17 protein-coding genes are annotated in these 19,772 nt (G+C 38.4%); 4 read left to right on the top strand and 13 right to left on the bottom strand.

Going from position 1 to position 19,772, the window contains the following annotated elements:
- Positions 1 to 9 precede the first annotated feature (9 nt).
- The gene (locus tag C3V42_RS04220; RefSeq protein ID WP_106013786.1) at positions 10 to 1,272 is read left to right on the top strand and encodes a heme biosynthesis protein HemY; all 1,263 of its coding nucleotides are present in this window, start codon (positions 10 to 12) and stop codon (positions 1,270 to 1,272) included.
- Positions 1,273 to 1,364: 92 nt separating this feature from the next.
- Here the strand turns inward: C3V42_RS04220 and psiE are convergent, their stop codons facing one another.
- The 13 genes from psiE to plsB all read right to left on the bottom strand — a co-directional run bounded on the left by psiE (position 1,365) and on the right by plsB (position 13,919).
- Positions 1,365 to 1,784: a phosphate-starvation-inducible protein PsiE gene (psiE, locus tag C3V42_RS04215; protein WP_065265661.1), complete on the bottom strand. Its 420-nt coding sequence runs from the start codon at positions 1,782 to 1,784 to the stop codon at positions 1,365 to 1,367.
- A 204-nt stretch (positions 1,785 to 1,988) separates the two neighbouring features.
- The gene (locus C3V42_RS04210) at positions 1,989 to 2,417 is read right to left on the bottom strand and encodes a F0F1 ATP synthase subunit epsilon (RefSeq protein WP_048953133.1); all 429 of its coding nucleotides are present in this window, start codon (positions 2,415 to 2,417) and stop codon (positions 1,989 to 1,991) included.
- 30 nt (positions 2,418 to 2,447) lie between these two features.
- Complete coding sequence (gene atpD / locus C3V42_RS04205; RefSeq protein ID WP_048953132.1) at positions 2,448 to 3,821, bottom strand: F0F1 ATP synthase subunit beta; 1,374 nt, start codon at positions 3,819 to 3,821, stop codon at positions 2,448 to 2,450.
- A 16-nt stretch (positions 3,822 to 3,837) separates the two neighbouring features.
- Positions 3,838 to 4,707 carry a F0F1 ATP synthase subunit gamma gene (gene atpG, locus C3V42_RS04200; protein ID WP_106013785.1) on the bottom strand — a complete coding sequence of 290 codons (870 nt, stop codon included), beginning with the start codon at positions 4,705 to 4,707 and terminating at the stop codon, positions 3,838 to 3,840.
- A 15-nt stretch (positions 4,708 to 4,722) separates the two neighbouring features.
- Positions 4,723 to 6,264, bottom strand: a complete 1,542-nt coding sequence (gene atpA / locus C3V42_RS04195; RefSeq protein WP_005629241.1) for a F0F1 ATP synthase subunit alpha — start codon at positions 6,262 to 6,264, stop codon at positions 4,723 to 4,725.
- 12 nt (positions 6,265 to 6,276) lie between these two features.
- Positions 6,277 to 6,810: a F0F1 ATP synthase subunit delta gene (gene atpH / locus C3V42_RS04190; protein ID WP_106013784.1), complete on the bottom strand. Its 534-nt coding sequence runs from the start codon at positions 6,808 to 6,810 to the stop codon at positions 6,277 to 6,279.
- A 12-nt stretch (positions 6,811 to 6,822) separates the two neighbouring features.
- On the bottom strand, positions 6,823 to 7,293 hold the full coding sequence (gene atpF, locus C3V42_RS04185; RefSeq protein ID WP_005649414.1) for a F0F1 ATP synthase subunit B: 471 nt from the start codon (positions 7,291 to 7,293) through the stop codon (positions 6,823 to 6,825).
- A 49-nt stretch (positions 7,294 to 7,342) separates the two neighbouring features.
- Complete coding sequence (gene atpE, locus C3V42_RS04180; RefSeq protein ID WP_005629249.1) at positions 7,343 to 7,597, bottom strand: F0F1 ATP synthase subunit C; 255 nt, start codon at positions 7,595 to 7,597, stop codon at positions 7,343 to 7,345.
- 55 nt (positions 7,598 to 7,652) lie between these two features.
- The gene (gene atpB / locus C3V42_RS04175) at positions 7,653 to 8,441 is read right to left on the bottom strand and encodes a F0F1 ATP synthase subunit A (protein WP_106013783.1); all 789 of its coding nucleotides are present in this window, start codon (positions 8,439 to 8,441) and stop codon (positions 7,653 to 7,655) included.
- Between the two features lie 25 nt (positions 8,442 to 8,466).
- Positions 8,467 to 8,841, bottom strand: coding sequence for an ATP synthase subunit I (locus tag C3V42_RS04170; protein ID WP_106013782.1), 375 nt, complete (start codon positions 8,839 to 8,841; stop codon positions 8,467 to 8,469).
- A 119-nt stretch (positions 8,842 to 8,960) separates the two neighbouring features.
- Positions 8,961 to 9,572 (bottom strand): 16S rRNA (guanine(527)-N(7))-methyltransferase RsmG, encoded by a 612-nt coding sequence (rsmG, locus tag C3V42_RS04165; protein ID WP_106013781.1) that lies wholly within the window; start codon positions 9,570 to 9,572, stop codon positions 8,961 to 8,963.
- A 171-nt stretch (positions 9,573 to 9,743) separates the two neighbouring features.
- A complete protein-coding gene (locus C3V42_RS08705) occupies positions 9,744 to 11,180 on the bottom strand; it encodes a YadA C-terminal domain-containing protein (RefSeq protein ID WP_240610366.1) in 1,437 nt (478 codons plus the stop codon).
- Between the two features lie 312 nt (positions 11,181 to 11,492).
- Positions 11,493 to 13,919, bottom strand: a complete 2,427-nt coding sequence (gene plsB / locus C3V42_RS04155; RefSeq protein ID WP_106013780.1) for a glycerol-3-phosphate 1-O-acyltransferase PlsB — start codon at positions 13,917 to 13,919, stop codon at positions 11,493 to 11,495.
- Positions 13,920 to 14,093: 174 nt separating this feature from the next.
- Here plsB and lexA point away from each other — a divergent pair, with 174 nt between their 5' ends.
- From lexA to purL, 3 genes are all read left to right on the top strand, one after another.
- Positions 14,094 to 14,717, top strand: coding sequence for a transcriptional repressor LexA (lexA, locus tag C3V42_RS04150; RefSeq protein WP_005632942.1), 624 nt, complete (start codon positions 14,094 to 14,096; stop codon positions 14,715 to 14,717).
- A gap of 142 nt (positions 14,718 to 14,859) precedes the next feature.
- Positions 14,860 to 15,684: a diaminopimelate epimerase gene (gene dapF, locus C3V42_RS04145; protein WP_106013779.1), complete on the top strand. Its 825-nt coding sequence runs from the start codon at positions 14,860 to 14,862 to the stop codon at positions 15,682 to 15,684.
- 127 nt (positions 15,685 to 15,811) lie between these two features.
- The gene (gene purL, locus C3V42_RS04140; RefSeq protein ID WP_164994219.1) at positions 15,812 to 19,759 is read left to right on the top strand and encodes a phosphoribosylformylglycinamidine synthase; all 3,948 of its coding nucleotides are present in this window, start codon (positions 15,812 to 15,814) and stop codon (positions 19,757 to 19,759) included.
- Positions 19,760 to 19,772 lie beyond the last annotated feature (13 nt).

Genomic DNA, 19,772 nt, shown 5'->3' with positions numbered 1-19,772 from the left:
GGAGAGCCTATGTTTAGAGTGCTTTTTCTAATGATAGCGCTGCTTGCAGGACTTGTGGCTGGACCTTATCTTTCTGGTCAGCAAGGTTATGTCCGTATTGAAACGGCTAACAATATTATTGAAATGTCTATTACAACGCTAGTCATCTTTTTTGTTATCGCGTTAGCAATCATTTATGGATTGGAGTGGATTATTACCCGATTTTTACGTTTAAGTAGAGGATCTTACAACTGGTTTTCACGCCGTAAACGTGTTAGAGCACAAAAACAAACCCTTGAAGGTTTGGTTAAAATGAATGAGGGAGATTATGCAAAAGCAGAAAAATTGATTGGTAAAAATGCCAAACACTCTGCTGAGCCAGTATTAAATCTAATCAAAGCAGCTGAAGCTGCACAACAACGTGGTGATGAATTTAGTGCAAATCGTTATTTAATTGAGGCAACAGAGTTAGCGGGTTCTGATAATTTATTGGTTGAAATCGCTCGGACACGGATTTTATTACAACAAAATAAATTACCAGCAGCGCGTAGTTCAGTAGATAGCCTGCTTGAAATGTCTAACCGTAATAAAGAAGTATTAAAACTTGCTGTGGATATTTATTTGCGCTCTAAAGCTTATCAAGCGCTTGATGAGATTTTAGACAGTGTAGAAAATAGTGGTTTATTTAGCACAGAAGAGTTTCAAGAACTTCGTACGCAAACAGAAAATGGCCTACTTGATGAAAAGATGAATGAGGAAGGCGTTGATGGATTACTTGCATGGTGGGATGAGCTACCTCGTCGTCGCCGTAATAATGTTGATTTAAAAGTAGGCTTAATTCAACGTTTAATTGATTGTAATGATCATGAGTCTGCAGCAGAATTTACCCTTGAAATCTTGAAAAAAATTGGTGACAACACACCAATTGGTAAAGCGCTTTGCACTCAAATTACACGTTTACAGCCGGAAGATAACAGCAAGTTAATTAAACTTGTAGCAAAACGAGCTAAACATGCTGGTGATGTAGAAAAATGTTGTATTAATCGAGCGTTGGGCTATTTATATGTTCGTAATAACGAATTTTCCCAAGCTGCTGAAGTTTTTAAAAAGGTGATTGCTTGCCCTAATCAATTAGAATCAAATGATTTGATGATGGCTTCTTACGTTTTTGAACAGTCTGGTGATAAAGTCCTAGCAGAACAAGTACGACAAGATAGTTTAAAATCCGTAATGGCTATAGACAATATTCCTCTTGAAAAAAATGAGGAAAATATGCTAAAAAATGGAAATTAGCTTTCAAAAGCAAATTAGAATAAATGCTAGTTATAATAGATAAAACGCACTTCAATGAAGTGCGTTTTATTATGCTTTGGATTTTTATATCCTTATAGATTTTTAAGTCTGTTAGAATATAAAACAAGGCAAAGCGCAATAACCATAACAAGAATTGAACCAGCAAATAATAAGGTATCAACTGAGCTTTCATGATTTACAATAATGAGTCGTAACATTGCTGTAATCCCTGCGTATATAAAATAGCGCAATGGAAAATGATAGCCACTTTTAAAATATTGAACTATTAATCCTATAAACCCGAAATATAAGAAAAACATTACAGCTTGTTCAGCAACATCATAGGGTACAAAGCTTGATGTATTTAAAACCATCATTGCTAAGGTATAAGTTATTTTACCCAAAGCAATAATTAGTACAATTGCTAATGCAATTAATGCGGAACTTAACACTATTTTTAGGACTCCTGTTATCATTTTTGGGAGCTTTTCTAATTCCGAAGATTCTTCCATTTTTCTTCCTTAAGGATAAAATTTAAAAAGGCGTATATTTTAATCTAATATAGAAAAGTTGGTCAAAGCCATTTGGGAAAATAATATGGTATAGAGTGGCTATAATAAGTGAATAGAGTAGTCAACAGTTGATATAGAAAGGTATGTTTAAAGGATATATTATTAGATATAAAAAGTGCGGTGAAAATTCACCGCACTTTTTTATTACCGTCTTGTTTTCAAGAGTTTTTCAGTCAATTCATAAGCTCGAAGTTTTGCTAACTCTTTAGAAAGTTTCGCAACCAGTAAATCATGATCTACATCTGATGCATGAGATACAATGTTCTCTTCAGCTTTACGTTTTGCTTCGCGAATACGCTCAGCATCTAATTCACTACCACGGATAGCAACATCTGCTAGTACCGTAACAATATTTGGTTGAACCTCTAAAAAACCACCGGAAACATAGATAACTTCTTCATTTCCATCTTGAAGGGTAAATTTAACAATCCCTGGTTTAATTGCCGTTAGCAATGGTGTGTGTCCAGGGAGAATTCCTAATTCTCCCTCAACACCTGTTGCTTGGATCTGTTTCACTTCACCTTCAAAGATTTTTCGCTCTGCGCTTACTATTGTTAAATTAAATGTCGCCATTTTTGTTCTCCTTCAAATGACTTGAAGTGATTACATATTTTTGGCTTTTTCTAGCGCTTCGTCGATTGAACCTACCATATAGAACGCTTGTTCTGGGATATGGTCGTAATCACCGCTTAAAATACCTTTAAAGCCGCGAATAGTTTCTTTTAATGGAACATATTTACCTGGAGTACCATTAAATACTTCAGCAACGAAGAACGGTTGTGATAAGAAACGTTCAATTTTACGTGCACGTGCTACCACTAATTTATCTTCTTCAGATAATTCGTCCATACCAAGAATTGCGATAATATCTTTCAATTCTTTATAACGTTGTAAAATACCTTGTACACCACGAGCAATATCATAATGCTCTTGACCAACAACAAGAGGGTCTAACTGACGTGAAGTTGAATCTAATGGATCAACCGCTGGGTAGATACCTAAAGATGCAATTTGACGACTTAATACAACGGTTGAGTCTAAGTGCGCAAAGGTTGTTGCCGGAGATGGGTCAGTTAAGTCATCCGCAGGTACGTATACCGCTTGTACAGAGGTAATAGAACCTGTTTTGGTTGAAGTAATACGTTCTTGTAACACACCCATTTCTTCTGCTAAGGTTGGTTGGTAACCTACTGCTGATGGCATACGACCTAATAACGCAGATACTTCAGTACCAGCAAGGGTATAACGATAGATATTATCCACGAAGAATAATACGTCACGACCTTCATCACGGAATTTTTCTGCCATGGTTAAACCAGTTAACGCAACACGTAAACGGTTACCTGGTGGCTCATTCATCTGACCATAAACCAAAGATACTTTATCTAATACGTTAGAATCTTTCATTTCATGATAGAAGTCATTACCTTCACGAGTACGTTCACCTACACCCGCAAATACAGAGTAACCTGAGTGCTCGATCGCAATGTTACGGATTAATTCCATCATGTTAACGGTTTTACCTACACCCGCACCACCGAATAAACCAACTTTACCACCTTTAGCAAATGGACAAATTAAGTCGATAACTTTGATACCAGTTTCTAATAATTCCGTACTGTTTGATTGTTCTTCATAGCTTGGTGCAGAACGGTGGATAGCCCAACGCTCTTCTTCACCGATTGGACCTTGTTCGTCAATTGGTTCACCCAATACATTCATAATACGACCAAGGGTTTTTGTGCCTACCGGTACTTGAATCGGCTCATTCGTGTTTTCTACTTTTAAACCACGTTTTAAACCATCAGAAGCACCTAATGCGATACAACGTACCACACCGCCACCTAATTGTTGTTGCACCTCAAGTGTTAAACCTGATTCAACTTTTAATGCATCGTAAACTTTTGGCACTGCATCTTGTGGAAATTCAACGTCAATCACCGCACCGATGATTTGTACAATTTTTCCTGCTGACATTACCGTTCCTCTTTTCTTAAATCGCTGCCGCACCGGCTACGATTTCATTCAATTCATTTGTGATACTTGCTTGACGAGCTTTGTTATACACCAACCGCAGATCATTAATTAAATTACCTGCATTATCAGTTGCTGCTTTCATTGCTACCATTCGAGCCGCTTGTTCTGAAGCTAAATTATCTACAACCGCTTGATAAATTTGGGATTCTAAATAACGAACTAAAAGACTATCTAATAGTACTTTTGGTTCTGGTTCATAAAGATAATCCCAAGTCTGTTGTCTTTCATTTAAATGATCGTCTTTAGATTCTGGTAAAGGAACTAATTGTTGTACAACTGGTTTTTGAGACATCGTATTAACAAATTTATTGTATGCAATATAAACTGCATCAATTTCACCATTACGATAAGCATCAAACATTGTATTTGCGACACCAATTAATTCTTCTAGAGCGGGCGTATCGCCTAAACCAGAAAGTTGACCTTTGATATTAAATCCAAAGGAACGGAAAAAACTAATCCCTTTTGAACCTATTAAGCCCAAATCTGTAGAGATATTTTGTTCTTTCCAATTTTTGATTTGGTTAAGTGTGGTTTTGAATAAATTAACATTTAATCCACCACACATACCACGATCTGTTGAAATAACCAAGATACCGATTTTCTTCACTTCACGCTCAACTAAGAACGGATGTTTATAACCGATACTTGCTTTAGACACATGACTAATAACGTTACGGATAGTTTCAGAATACGGACGAGATGCAGCCATACGATCCTGCGTTTTACGCATTTTTGAGGTCGCCACCATTTCCATTGCCTTAGTAATTTTTTGTGTACTTTGTACACTGGCAATTTTGGTTTTTATCTCTTTTGCACCTGCCATCTTATCTCTCCGTTACTACCAAGCACTATTCGCTTTAAAACTATCTAAAATACCTTTTAATGTATCTTTGATTTCGTCATTATAGTTACCGGTTTTAGTAAGCTCTTGCATAAACTCAGCGTGATTACGGTTAGAATAATCTAAAAGTGCGGTCTCAAAACTTGCAATTTTTGATAATTCCACGTCATCCAAATAACCAAATTCAACAGCAAACAATACAACCGCTTGTTCTGCAACAGATAATGGAGCAAATTGTTTTTGTTTTAATAATTCAGTTACTTTTTCACCGTGAGAAAGTTGCTTACGAGTCGCATCATCAAGATCTGATGCAAACTGTGCAAACGCTGCTAATTCACGATATTGAGCTAGCGCGGTACGAATACCACCCGCTAATTTCTTAATAACTTTAGTTTGCGCTGAACCACCAACACGAGATACCGAAATACCTGGGTTTACCGCAGGACGGATACCTGAGTTAAACAAGTTAGATTCTAAGAAAATCTGACCATCAGTAATAGAAATTACGTTGGTTGGAACAAACGCAGATACGTCACCAGCTTGGGTTTCAATAATAGGAAGTGCGGTTAAAGAACCTGTTTTTCCTTTCACTTCACCTTTAGTGAATTTTTCTACGTAATCTTCGTTTACGCGAGAAGCACGTTCTAGTAAACGAGAATGTAAATAGAATACATCACCTGGATAAGCTTCACGACCTGGTGGACGACGTAATAATAATGAAATTTGACGATAAGCTACGGCTTGTTTTGATAAATCATCATAAACAATTAACGCATCTTCGCCGCGATCACGGAAATATTCACCCATCGCACAACCAGCATAAGGTGCTAAATATTGTAACGCAGCTGATTCAGATGCAGATGCAGCTACCACGATAGTATTTGCAAGCGCACCATGTTCTTCTAATTTGCGCACGACGTTTGCGATAGTAGAGGCTTTTTGACCAATCGCAACATAGATACATTTAATACCAGAATTACGTTGGTTAATAATAGCGTCAATAGCTAACGCAGTTTTACCCGTTTGACGGTCACCGATGATTAACTCACGTTGACCACGGCCGATCGGCACCATTGAGTCAACAGCTTTATAACCAGTTTGAACAGGTTGATCAACAGAACGACGATCGATAACACCTGGTGCAATCACTTCTACTGGTGAGAAACCATCATTTTCAATTTCGCCTTTACCATCGATTGGTTGACCAAGCGTATTAACTACACGACCTAATAAACCACGACCAACTGGTACTTCAAGAATACGACCTGTACATTGAACTTCCATACCTTCCGCTAAATCTGCGTAAGGTCCCATAACTACAGCACCAACAGAATCGCGTTCAAGGTTAAGTGCCATCGCATAACGATTACCTGGTAAGGCAATCATTTCACCTTGCATCACATCGCTTAAACCGTGGATGCGAATAATACCATCGCTTACAGAAACAATTGTCCCTGTATTACGCGCTTCACTGACCACGTCGAATTGAGCGATGCGTTTTTTAATCAATTCACTAATTTCAGTTGAATTTAGTTGCATCTTGTATTCCTCTTATAATTGCAACTCGTTTGCGAGACGAGTAAGTTGCCCACTGCTACTTCCGTCAATCACAAAGTCTTCAGTACGAATAATCACACCAGCAATAAGTGCGTTATCCACGTTGCAATTTAATTTCACTTTGCGAGCTAATCTTTTTTCCATTGCAGCTGCAATTTTTTCGATTTGTGTTGCATTCAATGGTTGCGCAGACGTTACTTCAACTTCTGCAATAGCTTGGTGCTCCTCTACGTGATGTTTAAATTCTTCAAACACCGCAGGAATAACACTCAAACGCTTATTTTCAGCCATTAACCGAATAAGATTTTGCCCATATTGATCCAATTGTTCGCCACAAATAGAAATTACTGTATCAGCTAATTTCTGTGCAGAAAGAGAACTACTTAAGTAAGCTTTTACCGTTTTATCTTCAGCTACGGCTGCAGCAAAACCTAACATTTCAGTCCATTTTTCGACCGCACTTTGTTCAATGGCAAAGTCGAATGCAGCTTTTGCATAAGGGCGAGCTATTGTAGTTAATTCTGACATAAGCTAAGCCTCTTATAACTCTGCAACTAATTTATCAATAATGTCATTGTTTGCCGCTTCATCAATAGAACGACCCACAATTTTCTCAGCACCAGCCACAGCCAATGAAGCCACTTTAAGACGTAATTCTTCTTGAACACGTTTACGTTCTGCTTCTACTTCTGCATAACCTTGAGCAATAATTTTTGCTTTTAGTTCTTCTGCTTCTGCCTTCACTTCGTCTAATACTTCATTGCGACGTTTATTCGCTGCATCTAAAATGTCTTGAGCTTGTACTTTTGCAGCTGAAAGTTCTTGTTCAACAAGATTTTTCGTATCTGCTTGCTCTTTTTTAGCTGCTTCGGCTGACGCTAAAGCGTTCGCAATTTGGCTTTGACGTGTTTCAATCGCATTAATAATTGGTGGCCAAACAAACTTCATACAAAACCACACGAAAAGTGCGAATGCAATAAGTTGACCAATCAATGTTGCATTTAAATTCACAACGTCCTCCTTACTATGCTTGTTTTACGTTGATAAGCAAATAAGGTGATTAGTGTAATAAACCGATGAATGGGTTTGCGAAAATGAAAAGTAATGAAATACCAACAGCAATCATTGCAATCGCATCTAAAAGACCAGCTACAATAAACATTTTAGTTTGTAAGCTAGATGCTAATTCTGGTTGGCGAGCTGATGATTCTAAGAATTTACCACCTAGAATAGCAAAGCCAATTGCAGTGCCTAATGCAGCAAATGCAAGAAGAATTGATGCACCGATGATTGTAGCTGTAATTACAGTTTCCATAATTTTCTCCAATAGAAGTTAAGTTTTAGCCCTAGAGCCGGTTAATAAAAAATGATTAATGATCTGCTTTATTATAAGCAATACTTAAGTAAACCACCGTTAACATCATAAAGATGAATGCTTGTAACGTAATAACCAAAATATGGAAAATCGCCCAAGCGAGGTGTAATGGAATTCCCAATGCCGCGATGGCCGCATTTGCGGAGTACATCACAGCAATAAGAATAAAGATTAGCTCCCCAGCATACATATTACCGAATAAACGGAATGCAAGAGAAATAGGTTTAGCTAATAAGGTTACGGTTTCAAGAATAAAGTTAACAGGAATAAACGCCCAATGATTGAATGGATGAAGCGTATATTCTTTAACTAAACCTTTGAATCCTTTAGATTTTACTGTGTAGAAAAGAATTAAAAAGAAAACACAAATGGACATACCCAAAGTTGCGCTAATATCTGCTGTTGGCACAGCACGAAGATAATGAATACCGAACAAACCTGCAAATTGAGGCAAGAAATCAACAGGAATTAAGTCGATAGCATTCATGATGAATACCCAACAGAAAATGGTTAATGCAAGTGGCGCAACTACATTGCGTGGGCCATGAAAATTTTCTTTCACAATGCCATTAACCCATTCCACCACAATTTCAACTAAGCATTGCATTTTTCCAGGAACGCCTGTTGTTGCTTTTTTTCCTACACGAGAAAAAATAAAAAGAAAAATAATGGCTGAAAGAATAGAAAAGAACAATGTGTCAACATGAACGTTCCAAAAGCCATCGCCAGTCTTAAGGAAGGATAAATGGTGACTAATGTATTCCGATGTTGTTTGTCCAGACATAATGAACCCTTAGTATAAATAAAAATTAAATTCGGCGAAGCAAAAATGGAATAAAGTTATTCAGCATTAATGCCATAAAAAAACCACTAAAAAACGGTAAAAACTTGGTGACTTCAAGGTATCTAAATGAAATCGAAATCAATATAATCGTTAAAACAAACTTAATTGCTTCCCCGCGATAAAGTGCGGTTAATTTTGTGGTAAGTTGTTGTTTTAGATAAAACACCACATAAATAAACACACTAAAAGGCAGTAAAGCAGAAAAAAATCCAAGTAAAAAATCGAGTGCACTTTTTATTTGCCAAAACGCAAAAAAACAAGCAGACACCAGCATAATGACTATTTCAATTAAAATAGCGTTTCGATACTGTGTTTTTGCTTGTTGTATAATTCTCGACATTTTCAAAACCTTAAAACGCGCTAATTATACCTTTGATCAAATTAGATTCAACTTAAAAAGTATAGAAAAACGTTAATTAAATCACACTTTTAGAAAAAAATTTATAAAAGTGTAACGATTTAGCGCAAAACGATTAAATGTCGCTCACCTATAAGTTCAGGAACATGTAGTTCAATCACTTCTTGAATAGTGTATTTTTTATTCAATTCATTAATTTCATCTTCCTGATAAATACCTTTTAATGCATAAAAATGACCGTTTTCTTTGGGTAAATGATAGCACCAGTCAGTCATATCTTTTAACGAAGCAAAAGCGCGACTTAATACACCATCAAATTTATCTTCAGGTTGATATTCTTCTACTCGACTTAAAACAGGCGTTACATTAGTGAGCCCAAGCTCACGTACTGCATTTCGAATAAAACTAATACGTTTGCCTAAACTATCAAGGAGAACAAATTGTTTAGAAGGATTAATAATTGCTAAAGGTAAACCAGGCAAGCCTGGGCCTGTACCGACATCGATGAAACGATCGCCTTGTAAATAAGGGCTTACAACAAGACTATCTAAAATATGTTTGACTAACATTTCTTGTGGATCACGAACTGATGTCAAATTATAAGCTTTATTCCATTTATTGAGTAAATTAACCAGATCAATCAGCTGCTGAATTTGTTGATCACTTATTTTTATATTTGCTTGCGCAAGTAAACTAGCTAATTTGGCTTTCATATTTATTATCTCTTTAGAAAATTGCGCTATTTTACTTAAAAGTGCGGTGAAAATCTTTAGTGTTTTTTACTTATAATAAGATTCCGTCTTAATTTATTTCTAACCAGTTTATTAACGTTTAATAAAGAAAAAAGGACAGACACAATGTCTGCCCTTATCGGTAATATTTATTTACCACTCAAAGTTTACACCAGCGTTATAAGTTACACCGCCACCTTGAGTAAAGGCAACCCCTGCTTTGGTTGCAATATTTTGGTTATAACGATAACCTGTACCTACAGCTACTGCTGTTTGAGATTTATAACCACCTACAGCTGCTGTAAAGTTTGCTTTACCCACAGTATATGGTTGGAATAAACCAGTTAAAGCAGCTTGAGCAGCAAGACCACGTTTAAGATCTTTATCAAGTTTATTTACTCTATTATCTAAATGATCAAGGCGTTTTGTATGAGCATTAACATCCGTACGTAACTTATCAATGTCTACTGTATGATTTCTAACAACTGAATTATCCGCTTTTAATGCAAATTTATTATCGGTTTCAGATTTTGAGTAAACGCTATTCTTGTCTGCTTTAGCATCTAGTTTGCTGTTGCTTTCAGCCTTAGTATATACATCTGATACATTTGCCTTTCTAGATAAAGCATCTTCTACATCATCAGCATATGCTTTTTTGTTCAGTTCTTCATTTGTAGCATTGGTAAAGACATTATACTCTTCAGTAAATTTTTTAACACCTTCCACTAATTTATCATGCTTTTCTGCAAGAGAATTATGTTCTTCAACTAACTCATCAACGTCACTGTCAACATTATTAACAAAGTCTGATACTTTACCGATTTCTTCTTCGTTATCTTTAACCTCTTTTTTAAGGTCTTCTAATGCTTGCTTATCTGCTTTATTTTCAACTAAATCTTTCACTTTTATCAGATCACGATATTGATCTGATTTTTTCAATGTTTCAATATCCTTTTTATTTATATCAATAGCTTCCTTGTTAGCAGCGATATCTTCACTATTATTGCTCAAAATACCTGTGAATTCATTAGTATCTTCTTGAAGCTTCACTACAGCATCATTTAATTTTCCTAAGTCTTCTTTATTTGCCGCAGTTTCACCAATATCATCTACTTTATTTTTTAAATTCCCTAAATCTTCACTTAAACCATCAAGAGAATTTTTATTTTTAATAACTGTAGCTAATACTCCTTTTCCTTCTAAAGGATCATTTTTAACATCTTCCTCTGTTGCTGTTTTTTTACTCACCGCACCTGTTGTAGTATCTACATCATACAACACATCCTCACCAGCTTTAAAACCATTTAAAGTTAATGTGTTATTGTAAGAATTGGCAGCAACTCCGACTAAATCACTAGCAACGCCAGAAAGATCATCGTTAATTTTCTTATCTTGTTCTTCAATTTTTTTAGTGAGTTCTGATTTCACTGCTTCAGTTGCTTCAGTTTGTTTTGTAGCATTTGCGTTAATAGCTTTACCAAGAGCTGCTAGAGCCTCGTCAACAGCTTTATCATCTGCCATAGCATAAGTAGAAACAATACCACCAACAAATAACGCAATTGCAGTACGTTTTAAAAGTTCATATTTCATAAAAACAGTCCTTTTTCATTAAATTATTTGGAATAAATTTGTAGAAATGACAACAAACAATATGTAAAAACACATTGATTCGTTATTGAGAATATAGAAAGGGAGGTTTAAGGAAGTGCTAAATCAAGACGACTACTGATAGCTCAACGATACGACGAAATCTCTCTCTCATCATCGGCAGAGTTATACACCCACGTAAAATAAAATACAATTGAAAAACATGAAAAATGTGATCTCTATCACATTTTTATTTATCGGGTTGATAATAAAAAATGCGGTGAATATTCACCGCACTTTGTAACATGATAATATTTAGTTATCTTCAACTTTAGCTACCGTGCCTTTTACAGTGAGGCAAATTTCGGTTGAAATTAAATGTGCAAGAATAGAGGATAACGCCTCTAATTTTTCAAGGTTACCTTGGCCGTTATCATCAAAATAACCTTGTTCTTTTAAGTTCGCAATGAACATAGAAAAGACGGCTTTATCAAAGAACTCCGGCGCGTTAATACCATGCAATACAGATAAACGCTGTGCAACAAGTTGGCTTTCTTTTTCGAGTTCTGCACGTGAAATATCTGGTTGTTTTTGCAAAATTGTCACTGTGATGTAATAACGTTGCAAGATTTCACGCATTCCCGCAGACCAAAGTTGTAAAATACGTACTTTCGATTTATTGATAGATAAGAAATTATCATTAGAGTTAATCACCTGTTGGCGCGCAAATTCATCAATAATTTGGTGAATTTGAGTTTTTAACTCTTCTTCACTAAAGTGTAAGAATAACTCGCCTTTTAAGAACGGATAGATCTTGCCGATAGCTTCGACTAATAAATCTTTTTGAATCGCCTCATAATGCAAAATGATGCTTGCAACTAAAGATGGCAATACAAATAAGTGTTGAATATTATTGCGATAGTAAGTCATCAAGACGGCTGATGCGCGTTCTAAACGCACAATTTCCCCAAAGTTATCTTTTTCGACTAACACGCCAACACGATCAAGCGTTAATACATGCTTTAACATCATTTCAGGCGTAACCGTTGGCAATACAACATCTGCGGAATAAGGCACGTTTTGTAGTAATTGTTGGTAACTCGACAGTTGTTCTAAAAGTTGCTCACGAGAAAGTGCACGCTGACGAGAAGACAATAATGCTGTCCCAACCAAATTCATTGCATTCACCGCGGCAGCTTTATTAATGTTCACCATTATTTGTTTTGATACAGAATCAACAGCAGGAGCAAACCATTGTGGTTTTTCTTCATGATTTTGCTCTTTCCAATCAGGGAAATGTTGGCTCAAGTAGTTTGAAAGTGTAATTGGCTCGCCAAAATTCACAAAACCTTGACCAAGATTGCGTAATTTTTTTATTACTCGAATAACCAAACCTGCATTTTCTTTTTCTTTCGCCGCGCCACGTAATTCTTTTGCGTAAGTATCCACTTCCAATACATGCTCATAGCCCACATAAACTGGCACAACAGAAATTGGACGAGTTTGATTATGTTGCAACGCTTGAAGAGTCATCGACATCATGCCTGTTTTTGGCGCAAGTAAACGACCAGTGCGCGAACGACCACCCTCAATAAAATATTCTACCGAATAACCACGATGGAATAACTCTGATAAATATTCGCGGAAAATGGCAGAATATAATCTATTTCCTTTAAAAGTGCGGCGAATAAAGAATGCGCCCCAACTGCGGAACATTCTACCCACAGGCCAGAAATTTAAGTTAATCCCTGCTGCGATATGCGGTGGAACAAGCCCTTGATGATAAAGCACATAAGAAAGTAATAAATAGTCGATATGACTACGGTGACAAGGCACATAAACAATCTCATGACCTTCAAGTGCTAATTTACGTACGCGATCTGCATTTTGCACATCAATACCAGAATAAAGTTTATTCCAAAGCCAACGTAAAAAACGATCAGCGGCTCGTAAACTTGAATGACTTACATCTGCAGCGATTTCATCCAAAATCTTATGTGCTTCTTTTTGCGCTTTTTCAATACTGATATTTTTCGATTTTGCTTCATCTTCAATCGCATGTTGAAGTGCTTCTGATTGCAATAATTTATTAAACATAGCTTGGCGATTCGGTAAACGCGGACCCGTGGCAGAAATACGCTGTTTAGCAAAATGCATTTTTGCAACTCGAGCCAGCTTTTGCGCAATTTTTTCATCAGAGCCATGCTCATTCACCATATAACGTAATGAAACGGCTTGAGAAAAACGTACAAAAGTATCACGTCCAAACCAAATAGCAGCAAAAGTTTTTTGCATGCCATTTAACAAACGCAAGTTAGGCAAACTGGATTTATCTTCATGCCCAGGAGAACGCCCCCAAAGAACGGAAACTGGAATAAGTTGCACATCTAAACTCTCAGAAGTGCGGTGTAATTCGAGGTATTTATTGAAAATCGTGGTAGTTTCATCTTTCGCACCTTTCGATTTAAAAATACGGCGCCCCTCATCTAAATACACATAACGAGGCAACTTCACACCATCAATTTCATTTTTCTCAGCAGGATCAGGCAAACCTAGCGCCAAACAATTTCGACGGAAAATAACGAAATCGGTTTGAGAGGTATAAGGCAAAACATAAACAACAGGTTGGTGAATATTGAGGGAAAGCTCTTCTATCGGATTGGCTGGAATTGGATTATTTTTCACTAATACTGACAGAGGCAAGCTCAATAATTGACGATACATATTTACAAAATTTGCCATGATAAATTTTCTCTTTGTTGTAAATTTGAAATATTTTAACACATCCGATCTCAACCGCTTTAAAAAATTTAGTGGCAGAATGTGACCTAATACACAGATTTAAAAAATAACTATTGCAACTTTACACAATCTGTATACAATACCAGTTATCTGTATTTAAAAACAGGAGTGTATATGAGACCATTAACAGCACGCCAACAAGAAGTGTTGGATTTATTAAAACGTCATTTAGAAACAACAGGCATGCCACCAACACGAGCCGAAATCTCTCGAGAATTAGGCTTTAAATCACCCAATGCTGCAGAAGAACATTTAAAAGCGCTTTCACGCAAAGGTGCGATTGAAATTATTCCAGGCGCATCTCGCGGTATCCGAATTTTAGACAATAGCGCAAATGAAGAATTTGATGGTTTACCACTCGTGGGGCGCGTAGCGGCTGGAGAACCGATTCTTGCAGAACAACATATCGAAGCAACTTATCGCGTAGATGCCGATATGTTTAAACCACAAGCCGATTTCTTACTCAAAGTTTATGGTCAATCCATGAAAGACATTGGTATCTTAGATGGTGATTTATTAGCTGTACATAGCACCAAGGATGTACGCAATGGACAAATTGTCGTTGCCCGTATTGAAGATGAAGTGACGGTAAAACGCCTTGAGAAAAAAGGCTCTATCATTTATTTACACGCAGAAAATGAAGAATTTGATCCAATAGTGGTAAATCTTGAAGAACAAGAAAACTTTGAGATTGAAGGGATTGCAGTAGGGATCATTCGCAATAATGCTTGGATGTAATCTGAGTAAACTAGCGAATAAAGTGCGGTAAAAATTTCCTGTGTTTTACCGCACTTTTCTTAATCTAAAATTCTGAATTTGCCATTCTTTTTACCGCTCTCTATAATGCAATCAATCTTGAATTTAAATAAAGGATGGAAAAATGCAGTTTTCCAAAATGCACGGATTAGGCAACGATTTTGTTGTGGTTGATGGTGTTACTCAAAATGTTTTTTTCACGTCAGAAACCATTCAACGCTTAGCGGATCGCCACCGTGGAATTGGCTTTGATCAACTTTTACTTGTCGAACCACCTTATGATCCTGAACTCGACTTCCATTATCGTATTTTCAATGCCGATGGAAGTGAAGTTTCGCAATGCGGAAATGGTGCCCGCTGTTTTGCTCGTTTTGTGACATTGAAAGGACTAACTAACAAAAAAGACATCTCGGTTAGCACGCAAAAAGGTAATATGGTTCTAACGGTAAAAGACGATAACCAAATTCGTGTGAATATGGGTGAACCGATTTGGGAGCCAGCAAAAATTCCATTTACCGCAAATAAATTCGAGAAAAATTACATCCTACGCACAGACATTCAAACCGTCTTATGTGGTGCCGTTTCAATGGGGAATCCTCATTGTGTTGTACAAGTAGATGATATTCAAACAGCAAATGTTGAACAGCTCGGTCCTTTGCTAGAAAGTCACGAGCGTTTTCCTGAGCGTGTCAATGCTGGTTTTATGCAAATCATCAATAAAGAGCATATTAAACTTAGAGTTTATGAACGTGGTGCTGGAGAAACGCAAGCCTGTGGCAGTGGAGCTTGTGCAGCTGTTGCAGTTGGAATAATGCAAGGTTTATTGAATAATCGAGTTCAAGTCGATTTGCCAGGCGGTTCATTAATCATTGAATGGGATGGCGTTGGTTATCCACTTTATATGACTGGCGAAGCGACCCATGTATATGATGGTTTTATAACCCTATAACCTTCTTATCCCCATCTAATTCTTAAGATGGGGATTTTATTTTCAGCTAGCGCAAACGTTTTCGTTTCTAGAAATATCCTTTATAATACCCCTCGATTTTCATTTCTATCCTCATAAAGGACCCCTTATGTTTCAAACTTTTCGTGGCTCACCCGCCCTTTCTGAATTCCGTATTCAAGGCTTAATGCAAAAATTCCAACAAAATCAATTACCGGTGAAATCGGTTTACGCGGAATATTTGCATTTTGTGGAATTAAATCGACCGCTTGTTAGCGAGCAGGAAGCAAAATTAAAAGCATTGTTACATTACGGACCGACCTTGGCAGAACACGATGCCAAAGGCGAAACCTTTATCGTGATTCCTCGCGTTGGCACGATTTCTTCTTGGTCTTCTAAAGCGACGGATATTGCACATAACTGCGGTTTAAATGAAGTAGAGCGTATTGAGCGTGGTTTGGCGTATTATTTTGAGTTAAGCCAACCGCTTGATGAAAAAACAACAGAAAAATTGACCGCACTTTTACATGACCGAATGATGGAAACCGTGGTGCATAATCCAGAAGACGCTGAGATTTTATTCCGCCATCAAGATCAGAAACCGTTTAAAACCGTGGATATTTTGAAAGGCGGACGTGAAGCCTTAGTGACAGCCAATGTAGAATTAGGCTTGGCACTGGCAGAAGATGAAATTGATTATTTGGTGGAAAACTTTACCCAATTAGGACGAAATCCGCACGATATTGAACTTTATATGTTCGCGCAAGCCAACTCTGAGCACTGCCGCCATAAAATCTTTAATGCGGATTGGATTATTGATGGCAAAAAACAGGATAAATCCCTGTTTAAAATGATTAAAAATACCTTTGAGAAAACCCCTGATTTCGTGCTTTCAGCTTATAAAGATAATGCAGCGGTGATGGAAGGCTCAAAAGTTGGCCGTTTCTTTGCAGATCAAGATGGGCAATATCGCTATCACAATGAAGATGCACATATCTTAATGAAAGTGGAAACCCACAACCACCCAACCGCGATTTCGCCATTCCCTGGTGCCGCAACAGGTTCAGGAGGTGAGATTCGTGATGAAGGTGCAACGGGTCGTGGTGCCAAACCTAAAGCAGGTTTAACTGGTTTCTCCGTATCAAACCTCGTCATTCCAAACTTTGAACAGCCTTGGGAAAATCCACTTTCCAAACCAAACCGTATTGCTTCAGCCTTAGATATTATGATTGAAGGTCCATTAGGCGGCGCCGCATTTAACAATGAGTTTGGTCGTCCTGCGTTATTAGGCTATTTCCGTACCTATGAAGAGAAAGTCAACAGCTTCAATGGCGAAGAAGTGCGTGGTTATCACAAGCCGATTATGTTAGCGGGCGGTATTGGTAATATTCGTGGCGAACACGTTCAAAAAGGCAAAATTCCAGTCGGGGCAAAATTGATCGTATTAGGCGGCCCAGCCATGAACATCGGCTTAGGCGGTGGCGCAGCTTCTTCTATGGACAGCGGGAAATCAAAAGAAGATTTAGATTTTGCCTCTGTTCAACGTGAAAACCCAGAAATGGAACGCCGCTGCCAAGAGGTGATTGATCGCTGCTGGCAATTAGGTGATGAAAACCCAATTCTCTTTATTCACGACGTGGGCGCGGGTGGTTTATCCAACGCGATGCCTGAATTGGTGCACGATGGTGAACGTGGCGGTAAATTTGATTTACGCTCAATCCTTTGCGATGAAAAAGGCATGTCACCATTGGAAATTTGGTGTAACGAATCGCAAGAACGTTATGTCTTAGCCGTTGCGCCAGAAAAACTCGAATTATTTACCGCACTTTGTGAACGTGAGCGCGCGCCGTTTGCGGTCATTGGTGAGGCAACGGAAGAGAAACATTTAACCTTGCACGATAGTCATTTCGACAATAACCCAATTGATTTACCAATGAATGTGTTATTAGGCAAAACCCCGAAAATGACCCGTGAGGTTTCGTCAAAAACTGTCGAAAACCGACCGCTTGCAACGGAAAATATTCAATTAAAAGAAGCCTTCCATCGCGTATTGCGTTTACCGGTGGTGGCAGAAAAAACTTTCTTAATTACCATTGGTGACCGTTCGGTAACCGGTATGGTGGCGCGCGATCAAATGGTTGGCCCATGGCAAATTCCGGTGTCTGATGTGGCGGTCACAACTGCATCATTAGACAGCTATCACGGTGAAGCCATGGCTATGGGTGAACGAGCACCTGTAGCGTTATTAGACTTTGGTGCTTCTGCACGTTTAGCGGTGGCTGAATCTATCACTAACATTGCGGGCACTAACATTGGCGATATTAAACGTATCAAACTTTCTGCAAACTGGATGTCTGCAGCGGGTCATGGTGGTGAAGACGCTGGCTTATATGAAGCGGTGAAAGCAGTCGGTGAAGAACTTTGCCCTGCATTAGGTATCACTATTCCAGTGGGTAAAGACTCTATGTCGATGAAAACCACTTGGGAAGAAAATGGCGAGAAAAAATCCGTCACTGCACCGCTTTCTTTAGTGATTTCATCTTTTGCGCGCGTGGAAGATGTTCGTAAAACTGTCACACCTCAATTGCGCACAGACAAAGGTGCAAGTCGTTTATTGTTGATTGATTTAGGCGAAAGAAAAAATCGCTTAGGCGCGACCGCACTTGCGCAAGTGTATAAACAATTAGGTGACAAACCAGCCGATGTGGTGAACGTAGCCAAACTGAAAAATTTCTTCGATGCAATGCAAGTATTGGTGGCAGAGCGTAAATTATTGGCTTACCACGACCGTTCAGACGGTGGTTTAATTACCACGCTTGCAGAAATGGCGTTTGCGGGTAACTGTGGCGTGGATGTGGATATTTCTCCGTTATTCGATAGCGGAAAAGGATGGGCGCTTGAGCTCGGTGCGGAACACTATGCGCAAGAAATTTCCGAGTTAGCCATTTTATTTAACGAAGAATTAGGCGCGGTGATTCAGGTATTAGAGGCGGAACTTGACGCTATTTATACGGTGTTGAAAACACATGGATTAGAGGGAATTACCTACGACATCGGCAAGGTTAGCAACGATGATCGCATTGTGATCCATCAATTCGGAAGGGAAATTTTGGATGAAAAACGCTCTGAATTGCGTGGCATTTGGGCAGAATTGACCCATCAAATGCAACGCTTACGCGATAACCCAGAATGTGCTGACCAAGAATTTGAAGCGAAAAAAACGACAGACAACAAAGGTTTATCGGCTTACTTAACCTATGATGTAAATGAAGATATTGCTGCGCCGTACATCAGCAAAGGCGTGAAACCGAAAGTAGCCGTATTGCGTGAACAAGGCGTAAACAGCCATGTTGAAATGGCGGCAGCGTTTGACCGCGCTGGCTTTGCGGCGATTGATGTTCACATGAGTGATTTAATGACAGGCCGTTACAACTTAAACGATTTCAACGCAATGGTGGCCTGTGGTGGCTTCTCTTACGGTGACGTATTAGGCGCGGGCGGCGGCTGGGCGAAATCCATTTTATTTAACCCACAATTACGCGATCAATTTAGCCAATTCTTCGCCAATGAAAACACCCTTTCATTAGGGGTATGTAATGGCTGTCAATTTATCTCCACCCTTGCGGAAATTATCCCAGGTGCAGAAAACTGGCCACGTTTCGTGCGTAATAAATCAGAACGCTTTGAAGCGCGTGCCGCGATGGTGAAAATCAACGACACCAACTCATTGTGGTTTAAAGGCATGGCAGGTTCACATATGCCGATTGCCGTTTCTCATGGTGAAGGACGCGTAGAATTCAAAACACCTGAGAATTTGACCGCACTTCAAGCGCAAAACTTGATTGTGGCGCAATATATCGACAGCCATTTAAACGTGACTGAAACTTATCCAGCCAACCCAAATGGCTCGGTATTAGGGATTACCGCGATTTCTAACGTGGACGGTCGTATTGCTGCGATGATGCCACACCCAGAACGTGTATTCCGTGCCGTGAGTAACTCATGGTATCCAGAAGATTGGTCTGAAGATGGTGCTTGGATGCGAATTTTTAGAAATGCGAGAATAAATTTCAAATAATGTGAAATTGCTC

Origin of the sequence: Haemophilus sp. oral taxon 036 (assembly GCF_002998595.1) — a bacterium.
Classification (GTDB): domain Bacteria; phylum Pseudomonadota; class Gammaproteobacteria; order Enterobacterales; family Pasteurellaceae; genus Haemophilus; species Haemophilus haemolyticus_K.
Note: the sequence above shows the minus strand (reverse complement) of the source record. Positions and strands in the feature narration are given on the sequence as shown.

Coding starts and splice junctions, on each gene's coding strand:
- C3V42_RS04220 (WP_106013786.1), top strand. CDS start 10: ATGTTTAGAGTGCTTTTTCTAATGATAGCGCTGCTTGCAGGACTTGTG.
- psiE (WP_065265661.1), bottom strand. CDS start 1,784: ATGGAAGAATCTTCGGAATTAGAAAAGCTCCCAAAAATGATAACAGGA.
- C3V42_RS04210 (WP_048953133.1), bottom strand. CDS start 2,417: ATGGCGACATTTAATTTAACAATAGTAAGCGCAGAGCGAAAAATCTTT.
- atpD (WP_048953132.1), bottom strand. CDS start 3,821: ATGTCAGCAGGAAAAATTGTACAAATCATCGGTGCGGTGATTGACGTT.
- atpG (WP_106013785.1), bottom strand. CDS start 4,707: ATGGCAGGTGCAAAAGAGATAAAAACCAAAATTGCCAGTGTACAAAGT.
- atpA (WP_005629241.1), bottom strand. CDS start 6,264: ATGCAACTAAATTCAACTGAAATTAGTGAATTGATTAAAAAACGCATC.
- atpH (WP_106013784.1), bottom strand. CDS start 6,810: ATGTCAGAATTAACTACAATAGCTCGCCCTTATGCAAAAGCTGCATTC.
- atpE (WP_005629249.1), bottom strand. CDS start 7,597: ATGGAAACTGTAATTACAGCTACAATCATCGGTGCATCAATTCTTCTT.
- atpB (WP_106013783.1), bottom strand. CDS start 8,441: ATGTCTGGACAAACAACATCGGAATACATTAGTCACCATTTATCCTTC.
- C3V42_RS04170 (WP_106013782.1), bottom strand. CDS start 8,841: ATGTCGAGAATTATACAACAAGCAAAAACACAGTATCGAAACGCTATT.
- rsmG (WP_106013781.1), bottom strand. CDS start 9,572: ATGAAAGCCAAATTAGCTAGTTTACTTGCGCAAGCAAATATAAAAATA.
- C3V42_RS08705 (WP_240610366.1), bottom strand. CDS start 11,180: ATGAAATATGAACTTTTAAAACGTACTGCAATTGCGTTATTTGTTGGT.
- plsB (WP_106013780.1), bottom strand. CDS start 13,919: ATGGCAAATTTTGTAAATATGTATCGTCAATTATTGAGCTTGCCTCTG.
- lexA (WP_005632942.1), top strand. CDS start 14,094: ATGAGACCATTAACAGCACGCCAACAAGAAGTGTTGGATTTATTAAAA.
- dapF (WP_106013779.1), top strand. CDS start 14,860: ATGCAGTTTTCCAAAATGCACGGATTAGGCAACGATTTTGTTGTGGTT.
- purL (WP_164994219.1), top strand. CDS start 15,812: ATGTTTCAAACTTTTCGTGGCTCACCCGCCCTTTCTGAATTCCGTATT.